Raw genomic sequence first — 22,327 nt, forward strand, 5'->3', positions numbered from 1 at the left:
GGCACTTGTGCCGGCCGGGGGAAGGGCCAATGGCCGGCGTGCTAGAGGTTGAAGACCCGGCTTGGCTGCACCTCGCCGCCCAGATAGCGGCCGATGCACAGCGCCCGGCCATTGCGGCTGACCCAGACCTCCTCGCCGAATTCGGCATGGCCCAACACCTGGCCGGGGTTGCCGTTCAGGATGCGGGTGGCGCCGGGTTCGGTGGCGCGCATCTCGGGCAGGTCGGCCAGCGCGGCCTGCAGCGGCAGCAGCGCCGCCTCGATCTCGGCCTGGTTGGCGCGGTCGATGCGCGCCAGCGCCATGCCGTCCCGGGCATCGAAGGGGCCCGACCAGATGCGGCGCAGCGCGGCGACATGGCCAAGGCAGCCCAGTTCGCGGCCCAGGTCGCGGGCGATGGCGCGCACATAACCGCCCTTGCCGCAGACCATGCGCAGATCGGCGCTGTCGGCGCGGCTGTCCAGCAGTTCCAGCGATTCGACCCAAAGCGGCCGCGCCGCCAGCTCCGGCACCTCACCCTCGCGCGCCAGGTCATAGGCGCGGGCGCCGTCGACATGCACGGCCGAGACCGCGGGCGGCACCTGCATGATCTTGCCGGTGAATGCGGGCAGAGCCGCGCGGATCGCCTCGGCGGCGGGGCGCGCGTCCGAGGTCCGCGTGACCGTGCCCGAGGCGTCGTCGGTCGAGGTTTCCGCCCCCCAGGTCACGGTGAAGTCATAGGCCTTCAGCGCGTCGGTCAGGATCGGCACGGTTTTCGTCGCCTCGCCCAGGGCAATGGCCAGCACCCCGGTCGCGTCCGGGTCCAGCGTGCCGGCATGGCCGGCCTTCCTCGCGTCCAGCGCCCAGCGCACCTTGCCCACCACATCGGTCGAGCCGACGCCCGCCGGCTTGTCCACGATCAGCCAGCCGTGGATGTCGCGCCCCTTCTTTCGTGCCATTACCGTCTTTCCGTATATCCGATGATCGGCCCCAGCCGGCGCCCGAAATCGGCGCGTCCCAGCGCGGGCGCATAAAGCCGCGAGATCGAGCCGTCAAAGTAAAGCGCGTTCCGCGCCCCCAGCCCGTCGCGAAACAGTCGCCCGAATTCGTGGAAGGTCACTGCCCGGTCCGAGATCGCGAACCAGACCGTCTGCCCGTCGTCTGACACGCCGACACCGTTGCGGATGTGGCGGCTGTCGCTGTCCGTCAGGAACCGCGGATGCAGCGCGCCCTCGATCACCAGCATCGGGCCCGACTGCGTGGCGATGCGGCATTGCGGACGCTGGCGGGCGAAGGCGCGGCTTTCGATCACGCGAAAGGGCTGTGCGCCGCCGGCACAAAAGACGCCATTGGGCAGCAGGCCGAAATTTCCCTCGCCGCCGGCGGTGACCAGGTCGTGGTGCATCGTTCCGTCGCTGACGAACAGCCCGACCGGCGTGTAATCGGGGTGATACATGCCGGCGTTCATGGCAAAGCCCAGCACCCGCTCTGCCGGCAGGCTGCGGCGCAGGGCCGAGAAATCGCCGAAGGGGCTGCCGCCCTCGCCGTTCAGCCACAGGTCCAGCCCCGGCTCCTGCGCGGCCGAGAGCGTGCAGACGGCATAGCCCTGCCCGTCGAAATCGCGCCTTTCGCAGATCCCGGCCAGCGCCGGCAGCGCCATCGCCAGCAGCGCCCCGGCGGCCAGGCCCAGCCGGCGCCTCAGCTCAATCCGCATCATCCGCATCGTCATGTTCGATGTCGCGGCGCACGCGGTCCTCGGACAGCATGCGGCGGGTGTCGTCCATGCGGTCGAAGGTCTCGTCCAGCACGAAGCGCAGCTGCGGCGCGTATTTCAGCGCCATGCCGCGGGCGACCAGATGGCGCAGCTCGCCCGCATTGCGGCGTAGCGCCTCCAGCGCCGCCGCGGCGTCGCGCCCGCCGAGCGGCAGCACATAGGCCGTTGCCACCTTCAGGTCGGGCGAGGTGCGCACCTCGCCCACGGTGATCGAATGCCGGTTCAGGTCCGGGTCGTGCACGTCGCCGCGCAGCAGGACTTCGGACAGCTTGTGGCGGATCAGCTCGCCGACGCGAAGCTGGCGTTGCGAGGGGCCGGGGCCGGAATGAAAGCGGTTCTGTGCCATGGCCGCAGATGTAGGGGGTCGCGGCGCGGGTCGCAACGGGCTAGAACGGCAGGAAACAGGAGATCGAGCATGGACAAGCCGGGAATCGTGGTCACGGGCGCCTCGGGCCGCATGGGGCAGATGCTGGTGCGCAGCGTTCTGGAATCGGACCAGGCGCGCCTGGTCGGCGCGGTCGAGCGCGCCGGCAGCCCCTGGATCGGCCGCGACCTCGGCGAGGCCATGGGCGGCGCGGCGCTGGGCATCAGCGTCACCGACGATGCGGTGGCGGCGATCGCCGGCGCGCAGGCGGTGATCGATTTCACCGCCCCCGAGGCCACGGTGGCATTTGCCGAACTGGCGGCGCAGGCACGCGCCGTGCATGTGATCGGCACCACCGGGCTGAGCGCGGCCGATCTGGCGAAAATCGCCGCCGCGGCCCGTCACGCCCCGATCATCCGCGCCGGCAACATGAGCCTTGGCGTGAACCTGCTGGTCGGGCTGACCCGCCGCGTCGCCGCCGCCCTGGGCGAGGATTGGGACATCGAGGTGGTCGAGGCGCATCACAACCGCAAGGTCGATGCCCCCTCGGGCACCGCGCTGATGCTGGGCGAGGCCGCGGCCGAGGGGCGCGGCCACCGGCTGGACGAGCTGCGGACGCCGGCGCGCGACGGCATCACCGGGGTGCGGGCGCCGGGCGCGATCGGCTTTGCCTCGATCCGCGGCGGCGATGTCGTGGGCGAACATGACGTGATCTTTGCCGCCGCCGGCGAAAGGCTGGTGTTGCGCCATCTGGCCACCGATCGCGCCATCTTTGCCCGCGGCGCGCTGCGCGCGGCCCTCTGGGGCCAGGACAAGGGGCCGGGGCAATATGACATGGCGGATGTGCTTGGGCTGTGATGCCGCGCCGGGATTCTTGCCATGACCCTGATCGCCACGCTTGAGCATGCCGATGCCCTGATGACCGCCTGCCTGGCGCGGGTGATGGCGGCGATCTTGAGGCCCGGCGACGTGGTGGCGCTGCAGGGTCCGGTCGGCGCCGGCAAGACGCATTTCGCCCGCGCCTTCATCCGCGCCCGCCAGGGCGAGGCGGCCGAGGAGGTGCCCAGCCCCACCTTCACCCTGGTCCAGACCTATGCCGACCCGATGGGGACCGAGATCTGGCATGCCGATCTTTACCGCCTGACCCATCCCGACGAGCTGGTGGAACTGGGTCTGGACGAGGCGATGCGCGATGCCGTGGTGCTGGTCGAATGGCCGGATCACGGCGGCCGCCTGCCCGATCCGCTGCTGCTGGGGCTTGAGCCGCAGGCAGAGGATCCGGACCTGCGCCGTATCACCCTGGCCGGGGCCGAGCCGCGCTGGGGCGCCATGGCACGGCTGCCGGCCATGGTGCGGCTGATCCACCGCGCCGGCTGGGCGCAGGCGCGGCTGGCGCCCCTGGCCGGCGACGCCTCGTCGCGGCGCTATTTCCGGCTTCTTGACGGCGAGCGACGCGCAGTGCTGATGGATGCCGCCCCCGGCACCACCGATTCCTATGTCACCATGACGCAATGGCTGCGCGGGCGCGGCTTTCACGCCCCGGAAATCCTCGCCGCCGACCAGGTCGAGGGGCTGTTGCTGCTTGAGGATCTGGGCGACGATCTGGTGGCGCGGGTGCTGGCGGAGCGGCCCGGCCTGGCGCCGCAGATCTATGGCCGGATGACCGATCTGCTGGTCGAGTTGCATGGCCATGGGGCGCCGGATTTCGTGCTGCGGCTGGACGGGCCGGAACTGGCCCGCCAGGTCGGGCTGTTCGCCGAATACTATCCCGCCGCCGCCGGCACCCCCGGCAAGGGCGGCGCGGTGGCCGCGGCCATCGAGGCCCTGCATGCCGAGCTATGCGCCGACCAGCCGCCGGTGCTTGGCCTGCGCGATTTCCATGCCGAGAACCTGATCTGGCAGGGCGCCGCGCCGCTGGGCCTGCTGGATTTCCAGGACGCGGTGGCGGTGCATCCGGCCTATGATCTGGTCTCGGGGCTGCAGGATGCGCGCCGCGACGTGGCCCCCGGGATCGAGGCCGCCGAGATCGCGCGCTATGTCGCGCTGACCGGCGTGGACGAAGGGCGTTTCCGCGCCGCCTATGCGCTTTTGGGCGCGCAGCGTGGCTTGCGCATCATGGGCATCTTTACCCGGCTGGCGCAGCGCGACGGCAAGCGGCGCTATCTGGCGATGATGCCGCGCGTCTGGGCCGCCATCCGCCGCGATCTGGAGCATCCGGCGCTGGCGCCGCTGGCCGCGGCACTGCAGGGCATCCCGGCGCCCACCCCCGCCATCATCGAAAGGATCGCCAGCGCATGAGTCTGCCCCTGATGGTCTTTGCCGCCGGCAAGGGCACGCGCATGGCGCCGCTCAGCGATGTGACGCCCAAGCCCCTGATCCGCGTCGGCGGCCAGACCCTGCTTGACCGGGCGCTGGCGCTGGCGGCAGAGGCGGGCGCCGGGCCAGTGGTGGTGAACATCCACCATCTGGGCGGGCAGATCCGTGATCACATCGCCGGGCGCGGCATCGCCGTCTCGGACGAAAGCGGGCTTTTGCTGGAAACCGGCGGCGGGCTGCGCAAGGCGCTGCCGCTGCTGGGTCCGGGGCCCGTGATCACATTGAACCCGGATGCGGTCTGGACCGGGCCGAACCCGGTCTCGGCGCTGCTGGCCCATTGGCGCGAGGACATGGATGCGCTCTTGATGCTGGTGCCGCTGGTGTGCACGCATGGCCGCCGGGGCGGCGGCGATTTCGGCCTTGATACGGCCGGGCGGCTGAGCCGCGGCGGCGATCTGGTCTATGGCGGGGCGCAGATCATCCGCCCCGATCGGCTGGCGGAAATCCCCGGCGAGGTGTTTTCGCTGAACCGGCTCTGGGATCTGCTGATCGCCGGCGGCCGGGCGCATGGCCTGGTCCATGCGGGGCAATGGTGCGACCTGGGCCGGCCCGACTGCATCGCGCTGGCCGAGGCGCTGCTGTGAGCCGGGCCTGGCAGAACGGCCTTTTTGCCCTGCCCTGCGGCGCGGATTATGCCGGCGCCCTGGCCGAGGGGCTGATCGCGCGCCTGCGGGACCGGCCGCCGCAGGACATGGCGCGGGTCACGGTCTATGCCAATTCCGGCCAGTCGCTCATGGCGCTGCGCGAGGCGCTGATCTGGCGCGGGCCGCTGGTGCTGCCGCGGCTGCGGCTTTTGGCGGATCTGGGCGGCGGGGCCACGGCGCCGCTGGCGCGGCGGCTGGAACTGGGCCGGCTGATCGACGCGGCGCTGACCGCCGAGCCCGATCTGGCGCAGGGGCAGTCGGTGCCCGAACTGGCCGCCTCGCTGGCCGGGCTGATGGCCGAGATGCAGCTCGAGGGGCTGGACGCGACGGCGCTGGCGCGCATCGACGCCCGCGATCACGCGCAGCACTGGGGCCGTTCGCTGGCCTTCCTGAAGATCGCCGCCGGCTATTACCTGTCCGACCCGCCGCAGGACCGCGAATCGCGCCAGCGCGCCGCGGGCGCTTCGCTGGCCGCGGCCTGGGCGCGGGGCGAGGATCTGCCGGACGGGCCGGTGATCGTCGCCGGCTCGACCGGCTCGCACGGGGCGACGCGGGAATTCATCCGCGCCGTCGCCCGCCTGCCCCTGGGGGCGGTGGTGCTCCCGGGGTTCGACGCCGACCTGCCGCAGGCGGTCTGGCAGGGGCTGGACCTGCGGGCCGAGGACCACCCGCAGGCCCGCTATGCCCCGCTTCTGGCGGAATTCGGCCCGCCCGCCGCCTGGATCGCGCAGGCGCCGCCCGACCCGGCACGCAACCGGCTGATCTCGCTGGCGCTGCGCCCGGCGCCGGTGACGGATCAGTGGATCACCGAAGGCCCGGCGCTGGGTCCGCTGCCGCCCGCGACGGCGGGCCTGACACTGATCGAGGCCGCCCGACCCGGAGAGGAGGCCGAGGCGGTGGCACTGCTCATCCGCGCCACGCTCGAGCAGGGCCGGCCGGTGACCCTGATCGCCGCCGACCGCATGCTGACCCGACGCGTGCACTCGGCGCTGGACCGCTGGGGCATCATCCCCGACGATTCCGCCGGCCAGCCCCTGCCGCTGACCGCGCCCGGGCTGTTCCTGCGCCATGTCGCGGATCTGTTCGGAGCCGAGCTGATGATCGACGGGCTGCTGGTGTTGCTCAAGCATCCGGTGACGGCGACCGGGTTGGGCGCGGATTTCCGGCGCGAGCACAACCGTCAGAGCCGCGATCTGGAACTGCAGCTGCGCCGGCACGGCCCGGCCTTTCCCGACGCTGCTGCGCTGCGCGACTGGGCCGGGCGCGGCGACCGGACGCGCAAGACCTGGGCCCTGTGGCTGGCCGGGCTGCTGGAACGGATCCTGCCGCTGGCGCAGGATCGCGGCTCGCGCCCCCTGGCGGCGCGCGTCCAGGACCTGCGCGCGCTGGCCGAGGATCTGGCGGCGGGGCCGGGCGGCGATGCTGCGGCATCCGAACTGTGGGGCGCGGCGGCGGGGGGGCTGGCGCGCGCGGTGCTGGACCATCTGGCCGATCACGCGGCGCTGGGCCACGACCTGCGCGCCAGCGAATTCCGCGACCTGCTGCATGAGGAATTGCAGGCCCAGGCGGTGCGCCAGGACGTGGCGGCGCATCCGCTGGTGCGCTTTCGCGGCCCGCGCGAGGCCCGGACCGAGGCCGCGGGCCCGGATGCCGGCCTGGTCATCCTGTCGGGGCTGAACGAGGGCGGCTGGCCGCAGGCGCTGCCGCCCGATCCCTGGCTGTCGCGGCCGATGCGGCTGGCGGCGGGGCTGACGCTGCCGGAACGCCGGGTCGGACTCTCGGCGCATGATTTCCAGCAGGCGGTCGGCGCCGCCGAGGTGGTGCTGACGCGCGCCCGCCGCGATGCCGAGGCCGAGACCATCCCCTCGCGCTGGCTGAACCGGCTGGTGAACCTGCTGGCCGGCCTGCCCGGGCAGCAGGGGCCGCAGGCGCTGGCAATGATGCGCGGCCGCGGGCAATACTGGCTGGACCTGGCGGCGCTGCAGGGCCGGCCGCGCCAGACCCTGCCACCGGCGCCGCGCCCGGCGCCGATCCCGCCCGCGCCGGCGCTGCGGCAGCTGTCGGTGACCGAGGTCAGGACGCTGATCCGCGACCCCTATGCCGTCTATGCCCGCCGCGTGCTGGGCCTGTCGGCACTGGAGCCGCTGCGCCCGCTGCCGGATGCAGCCGAGCGCGGCACGGTGCTGCATGCGATCATGGACGCCTTCCTGCGCGGCCTGCCCGATCTGCCCGAGGCCCCCGAGGCGATGAAGGCGCGGCTGCTGGCGGCGAGCGATGCGGCGCTGGCCGAGCTGCCCTGGCCCTCGGCGCGGCTGTTCTGGCGCGCGCGCATCGCCGGCATCGCCGACCGGCTGCTGGCCGACGAGGCGGCGCGCCTGGCGACCGGCCGGCCGGTGGTGATCGAGGATTATGCCGAACTGTCGGTGCCGGGGCAGGACTTCCGCCTGATCGCGCGCCCCGACCGGCTGGACCTGCTGACGGACGGGCAGGTGCAGGTCTATGACTACAAGTCCGGCAAGCCGCCCACCGACGCGCAGATCGCGCATTTCGACAAGCAGCTGCCGCTTGAGGCGGCGATGGTGCAACATGGCGCCTTTCGCGCGCTGGGCGCGGCCGAGGTCGCGGGCATCAGCTATGTGCAGCTGGGCGGCGAGGGCCGGACCGAGCCGCGCAGCTTTGACCCCGCCCTGGCCGAAAGCACCTGGCAGGGCTTCGTGCGGCTGATCGGGCGCTATCTTTCCGGCGAGCGCGGCTTTGTCGCGCGCCTCGCCATGGAACGCACGGACCAGGCCAGCGATTACGACCACCTGTCGCGGCATGGCGAATGGGACGCGACCCGGCCCGCGACCCCGGAAAGGATCGGCGATGGATGAGGCGACGCAGGCGCAGGTCAGGGCGGCGGACCCGCTGCGCTCGACCTGGCTTACGGCCAATGCGGGTTCGGGCAAGACGCGGGTGCTGACCGACCGGGTGGCGCGGCTCTTGCTGGCCGGGACCGCGCCCGAGCGCATCCTGTGCCTGACCTATACCAAGGCCGCCGCGACCGAGATGCAAAACCGCCTGCTGGCGCGGCTGGGGCAATGGGCCATGCTGCCCGAGGACCGGCTGCTGGCGGAACTGGCGCTGCTGGGCGAGGGTGCCGCGCCCGACCTGCCCGCCGCGCGGCGCCTGTTCGCCCGCGCCATCGAGACCCCGGGCGGGCTGAAGGTGCAGACGATCCACAGCTTCTGCGCCGGCGTGCTGCGCCGCTTTCCGATCGAGGCCGGCGTGCCGCATGGCTTTGCCGAACTGGACGACCGCAGCGCCGCGCTGATCCGCGCCGAGATCATCGAGGACATGGCGCGCGAGGGCCATCCGGTGCTGGAGGACCTGCTGGCGCTGCATTCGGGCGAAAGGCTTGACGCCTTCCTGGCCGGCCTGCGAGGTTTCGATGCCCCCGCCGACCGGCCGGCGATCTGGCGCGCCTGCGGCCTGGCGCCGGGCGAGGACATGGCCGGGCTGCTGGCCGAAACCTTCGCCGATGGCGCGCTGGTCGTGCCGGCGCTGATCCCGCATCTGTCAAGGGGCGGCAGCACCGACCAGAAGGCGGCGGCGAAACTGGCGCCCGGCGACTGGACGCGGCCGGGGCTGGCGGAACTGGCGATCCTCGAAGGCGTGCTGCTGACCGGCGCCGGCGCCAAGGCGCCGTTCAGCGCCAAATACGACAGCTTTCCGACCAAGGCGCTGCGCAACGGGTCCTGCGCCGAACTGACCGACGACCTCGCGATCCTGATGGCGCGCGTCGAGGCCGCCCGCCCGCGCCGCATCGCGCTGACCCATGCGCAAAAGACCCTGTCGCTGCACCGCTTCGGCCATGAATTCCTGAACCGCTATCGCGCGCAAAAGGCGGCGCGCGGGCATCTGGATTTCGATGACCTGATCGAGCGCACCGCCCGGCTGCTGTCGGAAAGCAGCATGGCGCAATGGGTGCTGTTCCGGCTGGACGGCGGCATCGACCACATCCTGGTCGACGAGGCCCAGGACACCAGCCCGGCGCAATGGCAGGTGATCGAGCGGCTGAGCGACGAATTCACCGCCGGAGAGGGCGCGCGCGCGCCCGGATCGCGCAGCCTTTTCGTGGTCGGCGATCCGAAACAGTCGATCTATTCCTTCCAGGGCGCCGACATCGCCGTGTTCGAGGCGCGCCGGGCGGGTTTTGCCGCCGCCTTCAGGGCTGCGGGCAATCCGATGCAGATCGAGGAACTGCGCCACAGTTTCCGCAGTTCGACCGCGATCCTCGGGCTGGTCGATCAGGTCTTTGCCGGCGATGTTGCCCGCGGCCTTGGCGGACAGCCACAGCATCTGGCCTTTTTCGGCGAGATGCCGGGCCGCGTCGATCTGTGGCCGGCCATCCCCCGCCCCGAGCGGCCCAAGCCAGGCGACTGGAGCGATCCGGTGGACCAGCCGGCCGAGAACTCCGAGATCGTGCAACTGGCCCGCGCCATCGCCCACGGCGTCCGCGACATGCTGGGCCAGCCGCTGCCGGGCACGAAACACGGCGGCACGCGGCGGGTGCGTGCCGGCGATGTGCTGATCCTGGTCCAGCGCCGCTCGGAGCTGTTCGCGGAAATCATCGCCGCGCTCAAGGCCGAGAACCTGCCGGTGGCCGGCGCCGACCGGCTGAAGCTGGCGGGGGAACTGGCGGTCAGGGACATCCGCGCCCTGCTGGCGGTTCTGGCAACGCCCGAGGACGACCTGTCGCTGGCGGCGGTGCTGCGTTCGCCGCTGGTCGGGCTGAGCGAGGCCGAGCTTTACCGCCTGGCGGCGGGGCGCGGACCGGGCGAATACCTGTGGCGGCGGCTGCGCCAGTCCGGCCATCGCGCCGCAGTGGCGATGCTGGCGGACCTGATGGGCCAGACCGGCTTCCTGCGCCCGCACGACCTGATCCAGCGCCTGCTGATCCGCCACGGCGGGCGCGAGCGGCTGCTGGCCCGCCTTGGTCCCGAGGCCGAGGACGGCATCGACGAGCTCTTGTCGCAGGCGCTGGGCTATGAGGGGTCCGAGACGCCCTCGCTGACCGGGTTTCTGGTCTGGCTGCAAGGCGACGATGTCGAGGTGCGCCGCCAGCCCGGCGGCGCGGGCGAGGACGGCCAGGGGCTGATCCGGGTGATGACGGTGCATGGCTCCAAGGGTCTGGAAAGCCCGGTGGTCATCATTCCCGATGCCGGCAAACGCCGCCCCCCGCGCGAGGGCCAGGTGCTGCCCGGCCCGGACGGCATGGCCCTGTGGCGCGGGAAAAAGGACGAGCGCCCCGATACCGTCGAGGATCTGGCGGCTGCGCAGACGGCGCGGCAGCTGCAGGAACGCAAGCGGCTGCTTTACGTCGGGCTGACGCGGGCGGAAAGCTGGCTGATCGTCGCCGCCGCCGGCGAGACCGGCGAGGCCGAGGACAGCTGGCACGCGCTGGTCGAAGCGGGTTTTGACCGCAACGAGTTGCCCGGGCATGGCCTGAGCGAGACCCGCCTGCCCGCGCCCTTTGGCGGCGAGATCCGGCGCCTCAGCCATGGCGACTGGCCCAGCGAGGCGCCCGAGCCGGTGCTGTCGCAGGCCGCGCCGCTTGCCGCGCCCGGCTGGCTGCGTGCGCCGCCTCCGGCGCTGCCGCCCAGGCACCGGCCGGTGCCGGCGACGGCGCTGGGCGGCTCCAAGGTGCTGGCCGGCGGCGCGGGCGACGGTGCCGCCGCGATGCTGTTTGGCACGCGGCTGCACCTGCTGCTGGAACAGCTTCCGGGCCTTGCCCCCGGCGAATGGCCGGCCCGGGCGCGCGACATCCTGGCCACGGCCGAGGGCGGCTTGCCAGCTGACGCCGATCTGGCGCTGCTGCTGGCAGAGGCGCGGGCGGTGATCGCGGCGCCCGATCTGGCTGAGGTCTTTCACCTGCCCGCGGCGGCCGAGGTGCTGACGGAACTGGCGCTGGTGGCGCCCATTCCCGGCATCGGCATGGTCTCGGGTGCCATCGACAGGCTTGTGATCACAAAGACCCGCCTGCTGGCCGTGGATTACAAGTCGAACCGCGAGGTTCCTGCCCGCCCCGAGGACACGCCCCCGGGCATCCTGCGCCAGATGGCGGCCTATCGCGCTGCGCTGCGCCAGATCTGGCCCGGGCATCGCGTCGAGATCATGGTGTTGTGGACCGCGACACGCAGCCTGATGGCGCTGCCCGATGCGGTTCTGGACCGGGCGCTGGCGGGCCTTGACCCCCGCCCCGGCCATGCCTAGCTGTTGCCCCATGTGCCCAGCCGGCGTCGCCGGCCCTTAGCAGGAGAAGCCCGATGGCCAAGACCCAAGCCGTTTCCGACGCCGATTTCGACAGTCAGGTTCGTCAGTCCCCGACCCCGGTCGTGGTGGATTTCTGGGCGGAATGGTGCGGCCCCTGCCGCCAGATCGGCCCCTCGCTTGAGGAACTGGCGGCGGAATATGCCGGCCGGGTCAAGATCGTGAAGGTCAATGTCGACGAGAACCCGGAAAGCCCGGCGGCGCTGGGCGTGCGCGGCATTCCGGCGCTGTTCCTGTTCAAGGACGGCAAGGTGGTCTCGAACAAGATCGGCGCCGCGCCCAAGGCGGCGCTGAAGGCCTGGATCGACGAATCGATCTGATGCCCCGCGCGCGGGCGGCGGTCAGATCGGCCAGCCATGCCCGCGCAGGGTGGCAAGGATGCGCGCCCCGGCATCGGGGCGCGCGGCATTGATCGCCTGCTGCTGCAGGAACCAGAACAGATAGCGTTCGAATTCGGGCGTGTGGCTCTCGGCCAGGGCCAGAGCGCGTTCGGCGCCCAACTCGGCGACATTCAGCCCGATGTGGTGAAAGTCGATCTGCGCGAACAGCACCGCGGGCTTGCCCAGCAGATAGCCGTCAAAGGCGAGGGCGCTGTTTTCCGTGGCCACGAAGGCGCAGTCGCGCAGCGCCCGCAGGCTGTCGCCGCCGATGCGCAGGTTGGGGTGGCGCGCCACCAGCCGCGCCAGCGCGCGGTGATCGGCAGGGCGGTAGCTTTCCTTCGGATGCAGCGTCGCGATCACCGGCCGGCCGCTGGCGCAGACGGCGGCAAGCATGTCGATCGGGCTCATGCACTGGAATGACCGGCGGCGGCGGATCTGGCCCTGCAGCGGCACCAGCACCGCATCGCCCCGGCCCGGCATTGGCCCGGGCAGGACGCGGGCGCGCAGCCCGGCGGCAAAGGCGCGGGCGGCGTCCGGGTCGATCGCCTGCGCGTCGAAGCGGGCCCGCGCCACGGCAAAGCGCCAGCGCTGCGCCACGGGCTCGATCTGCCAGAAGGGATAGTGATAGGCGCGGCGCAAGGTCAGGGCGCGGCCATGCGTCGGCGCCTGCAGGTGAAACAGCGCATGCCCCCGGCGCCATGGCGCCATCAGCCGCGCAAGCCTTCCGGTTTCGTGCCATTCCAGCCGCCAGCCTGCGCCCTCGACCGCGGCCTTCAGCACATTGGCGAAGTTGAAGCTGCCGGCGCGCGCGCCGGCCAGCATCGAGCCTTCCAGATAGACGCGCAGCACCCGGGCATCGTTCATGGCCGGCAGGCTAATCGCCGGCCCCGGCTTGCGAAAGCCCCCTGGCGCCCATATCTGACGGGCCAGACAGAAACGGAGCACAGGCATGTCCGACGACAGATTTCCCGGCTGGCACGGCACGACGATCCTGGCGGTGCGCCGCGGCGGCAAGGTCGTGGTGGCGGGCGATGGCCAGGTCAGCGTCGGGCAGACGGTGATGAAGGGCACGGCGCGCAAGGTGCGCAAGCTGTCCCCGGGCGGCCATGACGTGGTGGTGGGTTTCGCTGGCTCGACCGCCGATGCCTTCACCCTGCTCGAGCGGCTGGAGAAAAAGCTGGAATCGGCGCCAGGGCAGCTGGCGCGCGCCTGCGTCGATCTGGCCAAGGACTGGCGCATGGACAAGTATCTGCGCAACCTCGAGGCCATGCTGATCGTCACCGACGGGCGCGACATATTCGTGGTGACCGGCGCGGGCGACGTGCTGGAACCCGAACATGACGTGGCCGCCATCGGCTCGGGCGGGAATTTCGCCCTTGCGGCGGCGCGCGGGCTGATGTCGGGCGATCTGGACGCCGAGGCAGTGGCGCGCCAGGCCATGGCGATCGCCGCCGACATCTGCGTCTATACCAATGGCAATCTGACGGTCGAAATCTTGGGCTGAGGGGGCCTGGCCCCCGCGCGGCGGGCCCCTCGACGGGGCCCGCCGCGCGTCCCCCGGCATATCTGGGCAGCCCTGGGCCACGGCCCCTGCCCGCGACAGGAAAGGCAGAACATGAGTGACTTGACCCCGCGCGAGATCGTCAGCGAACTCGACCGTTTCATCATCGGCCAGCGCGAGGCCAAGCGCGCCGTGGCGGTGGCGCTGCGCAACCGCTGGCGGCGGCGCCAGCTAGCCGACGACCTGCGCGACGAGGTCTATCCCAAGAACATCCTGATGATCGGCCCCACGGGCGTCGGCAAGACCGAGATCTCGCGCCGGCTGGCGAAACTGGCCCGCGCCCCCTTCCTGAAGGTCGAGGCGACCAAGTTCACCGAGGTGGGCTATGTCGGGCGCGATGTCGAACAGATCATCCGCGACCTGGCCGATGCCGCCGTCATCGAAACGCGCGAGCGCATGCGCGAGGAGGTCAAGGCCCGCGCCCACAAATCCGCCGAGGATCGCGTGCTCGCCGCCCTGGCCGGCGAGGGCGCGCGCGAGCAGACGCGCGAGATGTTTCGCGACAAGCTCAAGCGCGGCGAGATGGACGACAAGCTGATCGAGCTGGAGCTGCAGGACAATTCCAGCCCCTTCGGCATGATGGAGATGCCCGGCCAGCCCGGTCAGGGCATGGGCGGCATGATGGACCTCTCGGGTCTGCTGAAGGCGTTCGGCGGGCGCCGGGTGCGCCGCAAGGTCACCGTGGCGGAAAGCTATGAGCTGCTGATTGCCGAAGAGGCCGACAAGCTGCTGGACGACGAGGCGGTCAAGGCGGCGGCGCTGGAATCGGTGCAGGAAAACGGCATCGTCTTCATCGACGAGATCGACAAGGTGGCGGCGCGCAGCGACGCGCGCGGCGGCGATGTCTCGCGCGAGGGTGTGCAGCGCGACCTGCTGCCCTTGATCGAGGGCACCACCGTCTCGACGAAATACGGGCCGGTCCGGACCGACCACATCCTGTTCATCGCCAGCGGAGCCTTCCACATCGCCAAGCCCTCGGACCTGCTGCCGGAACTGCAGGGCCGGCTGCCGATCCGCGTCGAGCTGCGCGCCCTGACCGAGGAGGATTTCATCCGCATCCTGACCGAGACCGACAACGCCCTGACCCGGCAATATACCGCGCTGATGGCGACCGAGGGCGTCGAGGTCACCTTCTCCGAGGACGGCATCCGGGCCCTGGCGCGCATCGCCGCCGAGGTGAACGGCGCGGTCGAGAACATCGGCGCGCGCCGGCTTTACACGGTGATCGAGCGGGTGTTCGAGGAACTGTCCTTCACCGCCCCCGACCGATCCGGCGAGCGCATCAGCGTCGATGCCGCCTTCGTTGAGAAGCATCTGGGCGATCTGGCGCGCTCCTCGGACCTGTCGCGCTACGTCCTGTAAGGGAACCGCTGCCCGCCTTCGCCGTTATGTCCCGACGAAAGGACGGGGGCGGGCATGAACCTTCTGCTGGGCGTCATCATCTTCGCGCTGGATGTCTGGGCCATCGCCTCGATCATCAACACCAGTGAATCGACCGGGACCAAGCTGCTGTGGGTGCTGCTGGTGGCCTTCCTGCCGGTGATCGGGCTGATCATCTGGTGGTTCGCCGGACCCAAGGCCGATTACGGCTGATCGCCGGGCCGGCGGCGCAGATAGACATAATAGGCGCCCTCGCCGCCATGGCGGCGATGCGCCGGCCGCACCTGCAGCACCACGCCCGCCAGCGGCGGCGCGCCCAGCCAATGCGGCACATTGTGGCGCAGCGCCCCGGGCCGGATCGGCAGCGGCGCCCAGCTGTCGCCCTGCCGGCCCTTGCCGGTGATCACCAGCAGCAGCCGCCGGCCCTGGGCATGCGCCTGCAGGACAAAGCGCGTCAGCACCGGCTGCGCGGCGCTCAGCGTCAGCCCGTGCAGGTCGATGCGCGCATCCGGCGCCACCTTGCCGCGGGTCATCTGCCTGTGCGTCTTGTGATCCATGCGCAGCGCGGCGCCGCGCAGCACCTCGGGGGCGGCGGGCGCCAGGTCGATGCGGGTCGCGCTGCGCCCGGCCTTGCCGGTGATGCGCAGATCAGGCGGCAACAGCGGCGCGGGTGCGGGCCGGGACTTGGCCATCGAGGACTTGGCCAATGAGGGCTTGGCCAGCGAGGGCTTGGCTGTCGGGCGGGCCGGAGGCTCGGCGGGCGGCGGAGCAGGCAGCGGATCTGGCCGCGCCGGGTGCAGCGGCTGGGCAGTCGCCGCCACGCGCGACCAAAGCGCCTCCTCCTCGGCCGAGAGCCGGCGTCGCCGCGCCATGGCTCAGGCCGTGGCGACGAGCTGCCAGTTCGGGTCGTCCTGGCCCATGCGGCGGGCAAAGGTCCAGGTGTCGCGCTGCTTGCGCGCCGCCTTGGGATCGCCCTCGACGACATTGCCCTGGGCGTCGCGGGTGGCGGCGATCATCTCGCCGACGAAGCGGACCGAAAGCTCGGCCATGCCGGTGCCGGGGTTGAACTCGGCCGCCGCCAGCGCCGTCTCGCGCGTGCCGAGAAATTGCGCCTCGGTCACCAGGCCGCGGCTGCGCCGGTCCGAGACCACCGATTCGAAGGCATCGGCCACCTGCGGCGCAAGGAAGGCCTGCACTTCGGTCAGGTCGCCGCGCTCAAAGGCCATCAGGATCATCTCATAGGCGGATTTCGCGCCGGTCAGGAACGGGCCGAGCGCAAAGGAGGGCTCGGCGCGCTTCATCTCGGTCAGGGTGCGGATCATCGGGCTGCCGGCCTCGACATGGTCGGTGATGTCGCTGTCACCCTGCTCGGCCGAGCCCTCGATCACGTCGAAACGCTGGCGCTGGCTGGGCTGCTCGGGCAGGCGCGGCGGCTCGAACCCGTCGCGCGTGCCCAGGACCCCGCGCAGGCGCAGGATCAGGAACACGGCGATCGCCGCCAGGACAAGCAGTTGCAGCAGGGGGTTCGACATCGGCGGTCCTGACAATCTTTGTAACGGTGATACAGGATGCTTATGTAGGGTGCGGCCCGGCCCAAGTCCAGTTTGGCGCCGGAATTTGCAATGCCCCGGAGGGAAGGCAACATGTGGCTTGTGCTGGCATTCGTGATCCTGCCGATCGTCGAGATCGCGCTGTTCATCGAGGTGGGGGGCGCGATCGGCGCGCTGCCGGTGATCGCGCTGGTCATCGGCTCGGCGGTGCTGGGCATGGCGGTGATGCGCCGCAGGGGGGCGCTGGCCATGCTCGACATGCAGCGCGCCATGCAGGAGTTCCGCGACCCGGGCCGGCCCATGGCGCAGGCGGCGCTGGTGATGCTGGCGGGCATGCTGCTGGTGGTGCCCGGGCTTCTGACCAGCGCCGTCGGGCTGGTGTTGCTGATCCCAGGGGTGCAGCGGCTGATCCTGCGCCGCATGGCCGCGCGCGTGCATGTGGTTGCCACGTCCCATGGTCGGCGGGGCTTTGGCCCGGATGCGGATTACGACGCGGACTATCCGCTGCGCGATCGCCCGGGCCCGCGCGACATCGACGGCGAATATACCGTGGTGGACGACCCGCCGGCGCCGGTGCGCGAGGGGCTGACCGACCAAGGGGCCGCGCGGCCCGGCAAATCCGGCTGGACCCGGCATTGAGCGGCGCCGGGCAGGGTGCTAGAAGCGCCCCAGTTCCGAGGAGAAGCCCATGAGCGACGAGACCCCCAACGGTGCGGCAACGCCCGAAGCCCAGAATGCCGGCCAGCCCGGCGTGCGGCTGCAGATCCTGACGCAATATATCCGCGACCTGTCCTTCGAGAATGCGGTGGCGCAGAAGGGCCTGCCCAGCGGCGAGGTCCAGCCCGAGATCGCGGTGCAGGTCAGCCTGGACGCGCGCAAGCGCCCCGGCGATCATCAATACGAGGTGATCAGCAAGTTCCGCGTGCAATCGACCAATGCCAGGGACAATTCCACCCTGTTCCTGTGCGAGCTGGATTACGGCGGCATCTTTCATGTCGAGGGCGTACCCGAGGACCAGCTGCATGCCTTCCTGCTGATCGAATGCCCGCGCATGATGTTTCCCTATGTGCGGCGCATCGTCTCGGACATGACCCGCGACGGCGGTTTCCCGCCCTTCAACATGGATCCGGTGGATTTCGTCTCGCTTTACCGCCAGGAGATCGCCCGCCGCATGCAGGCCGAGCGTCCGGCCGACCAGCCGCTGTCCTGACCGCCGGCGCGCGGGGCCCGCAATGGCCCCGCAGCCATGTCCCCGCCCTGCCCCAGTCACGGAGAAACGCATGGCGCGACCGGCGCAACGGGCCTGGCAGAGGATGCTCTCGGGGCGCAGGCTGGACCTGCTCGACCCGACGCCCATGGATATCGAGATCGCCGACATCGCGCATGGCCTGGCCTTTGTCGCGCGCTGGAACGGCCAGACGCATGGCGACTGGGCCTATAGCGTGGCCGAGCATTCGCTGCTGGTCGAGGAGATCCACGCGCGCACGGCCCCTGATGCCGCGCCGCGCTGGCGGCTGGCAGCCCTGCTGCATGATGCGCCCGAATATGTCATCGGCGACATGATCTCGCCGGTGAAGGCGGCGATGGGGCGCGAATACGGCGAGATGGACGCGCGGCTGAGCGCCGCCATCCACCGCCGTTTCGGCCTGCCGGCGGTGCTGCCGCTGGCAGTCAAGCGGGCGATCAAGCGTGCCGACCGTATCTCGGCCTGGCTGGAGGCGGTGCAGATCGCCGGATTCTCAAGGCCCGAGGCCGACCGGTTGTTTCCGGTGCCGGATCCGCAGATCCTGCGGGGGCTTGAAATCCGCCTGCGGCCGCCGACCGAAACCCGCCATGCCTATCTGGCGCGCTTTGCCGCGATCATCGCGGAGATGGACGCAGGCGGCTGAAGAAAAAGACCCCTGCGGCTGGCGCGGGGGTCTTGCGGGTCAAAGCGCCATGTCCTCAAGCTTGCGGCCGGCGGCCAGCGCCTCGTCAAGCCAGCGCGGCCGGCGTCCGCGTCCGGTCCAGGTCTGCGCGGGATTGGCGGGATTGGCATATCTGGCCGCACCCTTGCCGTGGGCCGGTTTCGTGCCGGTCAGCTCGGCCAGATTGAAGCCGAATTCGCGCACCGCATTCTCGGCGGCATTCAGCGCCTCGCGTTTGCGCCGATCCTCGAACGAGGCAATGGCGCGGTCGATTTTCGTGCGCAGATCCCGCAGGTCGCGAAGCGACATTGCGTCCAGATCGATGCTCATTTTGTGTTTCCCTGTCGTGGTATGCCGGCCCAATATTTGCCTTCCGAAATGAAATGCAAACGAATTCCGGGCCGCAATCCTATTTCGGGCTTCTTTTCGCCAATATGCGTTGCAATGTGCGCCGGTGCATATGCAGACGGCGGGCGGTTTCGCTGACATTGCGATCGCATTGCTCATAGACGCGCTGGATATGTTCCCAGCGCACGCGGTCGGCCGACATCGGCGCCTCGGGAGGCGGCGGCAGGGTCTCGCCGCGCGACAGCAGGGCGCGGGTGATGTCATCGGCATCGGCGGGTTTCGAGAGATAGTCCACGGCGCCCATCTTGACCGCTGCCACCGCGGTGGCGATGGCGCCATATCCGGTCAGCACCACGATGCGGGCATCCTGGCGCGCCTCGCGCAGCGCATCCACCACGTCCAGCCCGTTGCCGTCCTCAAGGCGCAGGTCGACCACAGCATAGGCGGGCGCCTGGCCGGCCAAGGCGCCGCGGGCCTCGGCCACCGAGAGGGCGCGGGTCACGGCAAAGCCGCGCTTTTCCATGGCGCGCGCCAGCCGGGTCAGAAAGATCTCGTCATCATCGACCAGAAGCAGGCTCGGATCCTTGCCGATGTCGTATTCCTCGGTCATGCTGGCTTGCCTCCGGTGTTTCCCCAGACAGTTAGGACGTTTTGCCCCTGCGGTCAAATGCCGCGCTTTCGGGCGGGCGGGAGTTGCGGGCGCATTGAACGCGCCCCCTCGGGCCGTTATCAATGCGAAAGCATGTCCCTCGCCCGAGCCGCCGATGCCCCTTGGACTGGTTTCCCGCCGCTTTGCCCTGCTGCCCGGCCAGCCTCTGCCCGAGCCGATCCGGCTGCGCATCCTGATCATGCTGCGCTGGGTGGCGATCGCCGGCCAGCTTGCCGCAGTCGGTGCGGCGCTGCTGATCGGCGCGCATTTCCCGCTGGGGCCGGTGCTGGCGGTGATCGGCATGGCGATGCTGCTGAACCTGGCGCTGGGCCTGCGCTCGCGCCGCCGCATCCATGCGCGCGAGGCGGCCTGGCAGCTGGGCTTCGATCTGGCGCAGATGGCGACGCTGCTGGCGCTGACCGGCGGTCTGGCCAACCCCTTTGCGCTGCTGCTCCTGGCGCCGGTGACCATCGCCGCGACGGCGCTGCCGGGGCGGCATCTGCTGGCACTGGGCGCCGCCACGCTGCTGATGCTGACGCTGGCGGCGTTGTTTGCGCAGCCCCTGACCTTCGCGCCCGATCCGCCGCTGCGCCTCGGCCAGCCGCTGCTGGTCGGGCACTGGTTCGCCATCGTCATCGGCGCGCTGTTCTTTGCCGGCTTCGCCCGCCTGGTCGCGGCCGAGATCACCGCGACTTCGGATGCGCTGTTTGCCGCACGCATGGCGCTCGAGCGCGAGCAGAAGCTGCAGCACCTGGGCGGGGTCGTCGCCGCCGCCGCGCATGAGCTGGGCACACCGCTGGCCACGATCAAGCTGGTCAGCACCGAACTGGCGGATGAGCTTGCGGAGCTGTTGCCCGAACGGCAGGATCTGGCCGAGGATGTCGGGCTGCTGCGCCAGTCCGCCGACCGCTGCCGCGACATCCTGAAATCCATGGGCAGCGCCGGGCGCGAGGATCTGCTGATCCGCTCGGCGCCGCTGGCGGTGGTGCTGGCCGAGGCCGCCGCCCCGCATCAGGGTCGCGGCAGCGAGATCCGTCTGCTGGTCGCCCCCGATGATCTGGTCATCCAGCGCGATGCCGCGGTGATCCACGGGCTGCGCAACCTGATCCAGAACGGCGTCGATTTCGCCCGCCGGGTGGTCACGGTCGAGGCCGGCGCCGACCAGCGTGACATCTGGGTGCGGGTCTCGGACGATGGGCCGGGGTTTCCGCCGGCGCTGCTGCCGCGCATCGGCAGCCCCTTCCTGACCACCCGCCCCCGGGCGGAGGACGGGCGCAACTATGAGGGCATGGGCCTTGGCCTGTTCATTGCCAAGGCGCTGCTGGAACGCTCGGGGGCGCGGCTGCGCTTTGACAATGGCAGCCCGGGCGCCGAGATCCTGGTCACCTGGCCGCGCGAGGCGCTTGAGACCAGCGACCGCGAGCCGCTTGGCCCCAATCCCGAAATTCGCGTCTGACGGGAAAATTCCATTAACCCCATCTTAAATTGTCACGCTATAGTTGTATTCATCTGTTGACGATGGGTGCAATCCATGGCTGTGCAATTCCTGATCGCCCTTGCGGCCGCGGCGCTGGCGCTGTTGCCGGTGCTGGTCATGCTGCCGCAGTTCGGGCGCCGCGCGGGCCGGGCCGCGGCGCGTACCCTTGTCGGCGGCCCCGAGCCCATCGTCTTTCTGTTCCGCCAGCAACATCTGGTCGACGCCACGCCGCCGGCGCGGGCGCTGCTGGCGACGCTGCCGGGCGAGGGGGACTGGCAGCGGCTGCTGGCATGGCTGGGCATGCGCCTGCCGGATTTTGCCGCGGCGCTGCCCGATCTGGGCGGCGAGATCCGGCTTGCCACCCCGACCGGTGCCGCGCCGCTGCACGCCTGCGCGGAACTGGTGGCACCGGACCTGCTGCGGCTGACGCTGGCCGATGCCACGGCCGAAAATGCCGGAATCACCGTCGATTCGCTGTCGCTTGCCGCCATGGAGCAGGAGCTTGAGATCCTGCGCAGCACCATGGACCATTCGCCGATGCTGGCCTGGCGCCAGGACGGGCAGGGCCAGATCACCTGGGCGAATTCCGCCTATCTGGGCCTGGCCGAGGCGCGGGCCGCGGGTGTGACGCTCTGGCCGCTGCCGCTGCTCATCGACCTGACCGCCCGGCCGCTGCCCGGCAGCCCGGCCGGCGGCGCGGCGCGGCGCGCACATCTTGAACTGGACGGCCAAAGCCGCTGGTTCGATTGCCACACGCATGAGATCGCCGGCCAGGCGGTGACCATCGCCCTGCCCGCCGATGCCGCGGTGCGCGCCGAACGCAGCCTGCGCGAATTCGTCCAGACCCTGACCAAGACCTTTGCCGACCTGCCGATCGGGCTGGCGATCTTTGATCGCGAACGCAATCTGCAGCTGTTCAATCCGGCGCTGATCGACCTGACCGGGCTGGCGGCGGGCTTCCTGACCGCGCGCCCGACGCTTTACGCCTTTCTGGACCGCCTGCGCGAGGCGCGCATGGTTCCCGAGCCCAAGGACTATCGCAGCTGGCGCAACCAGATGAGCTCGCTCGAGGCGGCGGCGGCCTCGGGGCATCATGTCGAGACCTGGTCGCTGCCGGGCGGCCAGACATATCGCGTCACCGGGCGGCCGCATCCCGATGGCGCGGTGGCCTTCCTGTTCGAGGACATCACCTCGGAAATCTCGCTGACCCGCAAGTTTCGCGCCGATCTGCGGCTGGGGGCCGAGGTGCTGGACGCGCTGCCCGATGCGGTGGCGGTCTTTGCCGCCAATGGCGAGCTGCTGATGCAGAACCGGCGCTATGCCGGTCTCTGGGGGGAGGCATCGCGCGGCACGCTGCTGGATCATCTGGCGCAATGGACCACGGCCTGCGGCGACAGCCCCGGCCTTGCCGCGCTGCATGCGGCGCTGCAGGCCCAGGCGACGGACCAGCCACTGCAAGGCGCGATGGCCGGGCCCAGCGGCGGGCTGCTGGCCTGGGGGGTGCGCGGGCTTTCGGGGGGCCGGGTCCTGGTCAGCTTTGCCCTGCCGGTTCCGGCCATCGCACAGGCGCAGATGCGCTCGCAGGCGCCAGGGGCGGCGGCGCAGCGCGTGCTGGCCGGCTGACGGGGG

22 protein-coding genes are annotated in these 22,327 nt (G+C 70.9%); 14 read left to right on the top strand and 8 right to left on the bottom strand.

Annotation, left to right across the window (positions count from 1 at the left end; genetic code table 11):
* Window positions 1–41 precede the first annotated feature (41 nt).
* Genes truB through rbfA form a run of 3 tightly spaced genes read right to left on the bottom strand, consistent with a single transcriptional unit; the run spans window position 42 to window position 2,096 of the window.
* Window positions 42–935 (bottom strand): tRNA pseudouridine(55) synthase TruB, encoded by an 894-nt coding sequence (gene truB / locus WMK75_RS07470; protein WP_347267046.1) that lies wholly within the window; start codon window positions 933–935, stop codon window positions 42–44.
* Window positions 935–1,690 (bottom strand): phosphodiester glycosidase family protein, encoded by a 756-nt coding sequence (locus WMK75_RS07475; protein ID WP_347267089.1) that lies wholly within the window; start codon window positions 1,688–1,690, stop codon window positions 935–937. Before WMK75_RS07475 ends, truB begins: the two co-directional genes overlap by 1 nt.
* Window positions 1,680–2,096, bottom strand: coding sequence for a 30S ribosome-binding factor RbfA (rbfA, locus tag WMK75_RS07480; RefSeq protein WP_347267047.1), 417 nt, complete (start codon window positions 2,094–2,096; stop codon window positions 1,680–1,682). The genes WMK75_RS07475 and rbfA overlap by 11 nt, the downstream gene beginning before the upstream one ends.
* A gap of 69 nt (window positions 2,097–2,165) precedes the next feature.
* On the opposite strand from rbfA, the gene dapB reads away from it, so the two are divergent.
* Genes dapB through trxA form a run of 6 tightly spaced genes read left to right on the top strand, consistent with a single transcriptional unit; the run spans window position 2,166 to window position 11,766 of the window.
* Window positions 2,166–2,972, top strand: a complete 807-nt coding sequence (gene dapB, locus WMK75_RS07485; RefSeq protein ID WP_347267048.1) for a 4-hydroxy-tetrahydrodipicolinate reductase — start codon at window positions 2,166–2,168, stop codon at window positions 2,970–2,972.
* Between the two features lie 21 nt (window positions 2,973–2,993).
* Entirely contained in the window at window positions 2,994–4,412 is a 1,419-nt protein-coding gene (tsaE, locus tag WMK75_RS07490) for a tRNA (adenosine(37)-N6)-threonylcarbamoyltransferase complex ATPase subunit type 1 TsaE (protein ID WP_347267049.1), read from the top strand.
* Complete coding sequence (locus WMK75_RS07495) at window positions 4,409–5,074, top strand: nucleotidyltransferase family protein (protein ID WP_347267050.1); 666 nt, start codon at window positions 4,409–4,411, stop codon at window positions 5,072–5,074. The genes tsaE and WMK75_RS07495 overlap by 4 nt, the downstream gene beginning before the upstream one ends.
* Window positions 5,071–8,007, top strand: coding sequence for a double-strand break repair protein AddB (gene addB, locus WMK75_RS07500; RefSeq protein ID WP_347267051.1), 2,937 nt, complete (start codon window positions 5,071–5,073; stop codon window positions 8,005–8,007). The genes WMK75_RS07495 and addB overlap by 4 nt, the downstream gene beginning before the upstream one ends.
* Window positions 8,000–11,389 (top strand): double-strand break repair helicase AddA, encoded by a 3,390-nt coding sequence (addA, locus tag WMK75_RS07505; protein WP_347267052.1) that lies wholly within the window; start codon window positions 8,000–8,002, stop codon window positions 11,387–11,389. The genes addB and addA overlap by 8 nt, the downstream gene beginning before the upstream one ends.
* Before the next feature lie 53 nt (window positions 11,390–11,442).
* Window positions 11,443–11,766, top strand: a complete 324-nt coding sequence (gene trxA / locus WMK75_RS07510; RefSeq protein WP_347267053.1) for a thioredoxin — start codon at window positions 11,443–11,445, stop codon at window positions 11,764–11,766.
* 21 nt (window positions 11,767–11,787) lie between these two features.
* Here trxA and WMK75_RS07515 read toward each other — a convergent pair whose 3' ends face one another.
* Complete coding sequence (locus tag WMK75_RS07515) at window positions 11,788–12,690, bottom strand: hypothetical protein (RefSeq protein WP_347267054.1); 903 nt, start codon at window positions 12,688–12,690, stop codon at window positions 11,788–11,790.
* A gap of 85 nt (window positions 12,691–12,775) precedes the next feature.
* On the opposite strand from WMK75_RS07515, the gene hslV reads away from it, so the two are divergent.
* The 3 genes from hslV to WMK75_RS07530 all read left to right on the top strand — a co-directional run bounded on the left by hslV (window position 12,776) and on the right by WMK75_RS07530 (window position 14,980).
* On the top strand, window positions 12,776–13,330 hold the full coding sequence (hslV, locus tag WMK75_RS07520) for an ATP-dependent protease subunit HslV (RefSeq protein WP_347267055.1): 555 nt from the start codon (window positions 12,776–12,778) through the stop codon (window positions 13,328–13,330).
* 111 nt (window positions 13,331–13,441) lie between these two features.
* Window positions 13,442–14,749 carry an ATP-dependent protease ATPase subunit HslU gene (gene hslU, locus WMK75_RS07525; RefSeq protein WP_347267056.1) on the top strand — a complete coding sequence of 436 codons (1,308 nt, stop codon included), beginning with the start codon at window positions 13,442–13,444 and terminating at the stop codon, window positions 14,747–14,749.
* A 54-nt stretch (window positions 14,750–14,803) separates the two neighbouring features.
* Window positions 14,804–14,980 (top strand): PLD nuclease N-terminal domain-containing protein, encoded by a 177-nt coding sequence (locus WMK75_RS07530; protein WP_347267057.1) that lies wholly within the window; start codon window positions 14,804–14,806, stop codon window positions 14,978–14,980.
* Here WMK75_RS07530 and WMK75_RS07535 read toward each other — a convergent pair.
* Together WMK75_RS07535 and WMK75_RS07540 are read right to left on the bottom strand one after the other, a co-directional pair.
* Window positions 14,971–15,639: a Smr/MutS family protein gene (locus WMK75_RS07535; protein ID WP_347267058.1), complete on the bottom strand. Its 669-nt coding sequence runs from the start codon at window positions 15,637–15,639 to the stop codon at window positions 14,971–14,973. The two genes, WMK75_RS07530 and WMK75_RS07535, sit on opposite strands and share 10 nt — an antisense overlap.
* 3 nt (window positions 15,640–15,642) lie before the next feature.
* The gene (locus tag WMK75_RS07540; protein ID WP_347267059.1) at window positions 15,643–16,299 is read right to left on the bottom strand and encodes a Tim44/TimA family putative adaptor protein; all 657 of its coding nucleotides are present in this window, start codon (window positions 16,297–16,299) and stop codon (window positions 15,643–15,645) included.
* 111 nt (window positions 16,300–16,410) lie between these two features.
* Between WMK75_RS07540 and WMK75_RS07545 the strand changes: the two genes are divergently transcribed.
* The 3 genes from WMK75_RS07545 to WMK75_RS07555 all read left to right on the top strand — a co-directional run bounded on the left by WMK75_RS07545 (window position 16,411) and on the right by WMK75_RS07555 (window position 18,206).
* The gene (locus tag WMK75_RS07545; RefSeq protein WP_347267060.1) at window positions 16,411–16,956 is read left to right on the top strand and encodes an FxsA family protein; all 546 of its coding nucleotides are present in this window, start codon (window positions 16,411–16,413) and stop codon (window positions 16,954–16,956) included.
* Between the two features lie 49 nt (window positions 16,957–17,005).
* Window positions 17,006–17,527, top strand: coding sequence for a protein-export chaperone SecB (gene secB / locus WMK75_RS07550; protein WP_347267061.1), 522 nt, complete (start codon window positions 17,006–17,008; stop codon window positions 17,525–17,527).
* 70 nt (window positions 17,528–17,597) lie between these two features.
* The gene (locus WMK75_RS07555) at window positions 17,598–18,206 is read left to right on the top strand and encodes an HD family hydrolase (protein WP_347267062.1); all 609 of its coding nucleotides are present in this window, start codon (window positions 17,598–17,600) and stop codon (window positions 18,204–18,206) included.
* A gap of 39 nt (window positions 18,207–18,245) precedes the next feature.
* Here WMK75_RS07555 and WMK75_RS07560 read toward each other — a convergent pair whose 3' ends face one another.
* On the bottom strand, window positions 18,246–18,554 hold the full coding sequence (locus WMK75_RS07560) for an H-NS histone family protein (protein WP_347267063.1): 309 nt from the start codon (window positions 18,552–18,554) through the stop codon (window positions 18,246–18,248).
* Between the two features lie 79 nt (window positions 18,555–18,633).
* A complete protein-coding gene (locus WMK75_RS07565; protein WP_347267064.1) occupies window positions 18,634–19,182 on the bottom strand; it encodes an ActR/PrrA/RegA family redox response regulator transcription factor in 549 nt (182 codons plus the stop codon).
* A 154-nt stretch (window positions 19,183–19,336) separates the two neighbouring features.
* Between WMK75_RS07565 and WMK75_RS07570 the strand changes: the two genes are divergently transcribed.
* Together WMK75_RS07570 and WMK75_RS07575 are read left to right on the top strand one after the other, a co-directional pair.
* Window positions 19,337–20,677: an ActS/PrrB/RegB family redox-sensitive histidine kinase gene (locus WMK75_RS07570; RefSeq protein ID WP_347267065.1), complete on the top strand. Its 1,341-nt coding sequence runs from the start codon at window positions 19,337–19,339 to the stop codon at window positions 20,675–20,677.
* Between the two features lie 75 nt (window positions 20,678–20,752).
* Window positions 20,753–22,321 carry a PAS-domain containing protein gene (locus WMK75_RS07575; RefSeq protein WP_347267066.1) on the top strand — a complete coding sequence of 523 codons (1,569 nt, stop codon included), beginning with the start codon at window positions 20,753–20,755 and terminating at the stop codon, window positions 22,319–22,321.
* Window positions 22,322–22,327: the final 6 nt, after the last annotated feature.

Origin of the sequence: Paracoccus sp. (in: a-proteobacteria), assembly GCF_039808215.1 — a bacterium.
In the GTDB taxonomy this organism is placed as follows: Bacteria; Pseudomonadota; Alphaproteobacteria; order Rhodobacterales; family Rhodobacteraceae; genus Paracoccus.

Coding starts and splice junctions, on each gene's coding strand:
- WMK75_RS07475 (WP_347267089.1), bottom strand. CDS start 1,690: ATGCGGATTGAGCTGAGGCGCCGGCTGGGCCTGGCCGCCGGGGCGCTG.
- WMK75_RS07565 (WP_347267064.1), bottom strand. CDS start 19,182: ATGACCGAGGAATACGACATCGGCAAGGATCCGAGCCTGCTTCTGGTC.
- WMK75_RS07540 (WP_347267059.1), bottom strand. CDS start 16,299: ATGTCGAACCCCCTGCTGCAACTGCTTGTCCTGGCGGCGATCGCCGTG.
- trxA (WP_347267053.1), top strand. CDS start 11,443: ATGGCCAAGACCCAAGCCGTTTCCGACGCCGATTTCGACAGTCAGGTT.
- dapB (WP_347267048.1), top strand. CDS start 2,166: ATGGACAAGCCGGGAATCGTGGTCACGGGCGCCTCGGGCCGCATGGGG.
- truB (WP_347267046.1), bottom strand. CDS start 935: ATGGCACGAAAGAAGGGGCGCGACATCCACGGCTGGCTGATCGTGGAC.
- tsaE (WP_347267049.1), top strand. CDS start 2,994: ATGACCCTGATCGCCACGCTTGAGCATGCCGATGCCCTGATGACCGCC.
- WMK75_RS07530 (WP_347267057.1), top strand. CDS start 14,804: ATGAACCTTCTGCTGGGCGTCATCATCTTCGCGCTGGATGTCTGGGCC.
- WMK75_RS07515 (WP_347267054.1), bottom strand. CDS start 12,690: ATGAACGATGCCCGGGTGCTGCGCGTCTATCTGGAAGGCTCGATGCTG.
- addA (WP_347267052.1), top strand. CDS start 8,000: ATGGATGAGGCGACGCAGGCGCAGGTCAGGGCGGCGGACCCGCTGCGC.
- WMK75_RS07555 (WP_347267062.1), top strand. CDS start 17,598: ATGGCGCGACCGGCGCAACGGGCCTGGCAGAGGATGCTCTCGGGGCGC.
- hslV (WP_347267055.1), top strand. CDS start 12,776: ATGTCCGACGACAGATTTCCCGGCTGGCACGGCACGACGATCCTGGCG.
- WMK75_RS07545 (WP_347267060.1), top strand. CDS start 16,411: ATGTGGCTTGTGCTGGCATTCGTGATCCTGCCGATCGTCGAGATCGCG.
- rbfA (WP_347267047.1), bottom strand. CDS start 2,096: ATGGCACAGAACCGCTTTCATTCCGGCCCCGGCCCCTCGCAACGCCAG.
- WMK75_RS07535 (WP_347267058.1), bottom strand. CDS start 15,639: ATGGCGCGGCGACGCCGGCTCTCGGCCGAGGAGGAGGCGCTTTGGTCG.
- WMK75_RS07495 (WP_347267050.1), top strand. CDS start 4,409: ATGAGTCTGCCCCTGATGGTCTTTGCCGCCGGCAAGGGCACGCGCATG.
- WMK75_RS07570 (WP_347267065.1), top strand. CDS start 19,337: ATGCCCCTTGGACTGGTTTCCCGCCGCTTTGCCCTGCTGCCCGGCCAG.
- hslU (WP_347267056.1), top strand. CDS start 13,442: ATGAGTGACTTGACCCCGCGCGAGATCGTCAGCGAACTCGACCGTTTC.
- WMK75_RS07560 (WP_347267063.1), bottom strand. CDS start 18,554: ATGAGCATCGATCTGGACGCAATGTCGCTTCGCGACCTGCGGGATCTG.
- WMK75_RS07575 (WP_347267066.1), top strand. CDS start 20,753: ATGGCTGTGCAATTCCTGATCGCCCTTGCGGCCGCGGCGCTGGCGCTG.
- secB (WP_347267061.1), top strand. CDS start 17,006: ATGAGCGACGAGACCCCCAACGGTGCGGCAACGCCCGAAGCCCAGAAT.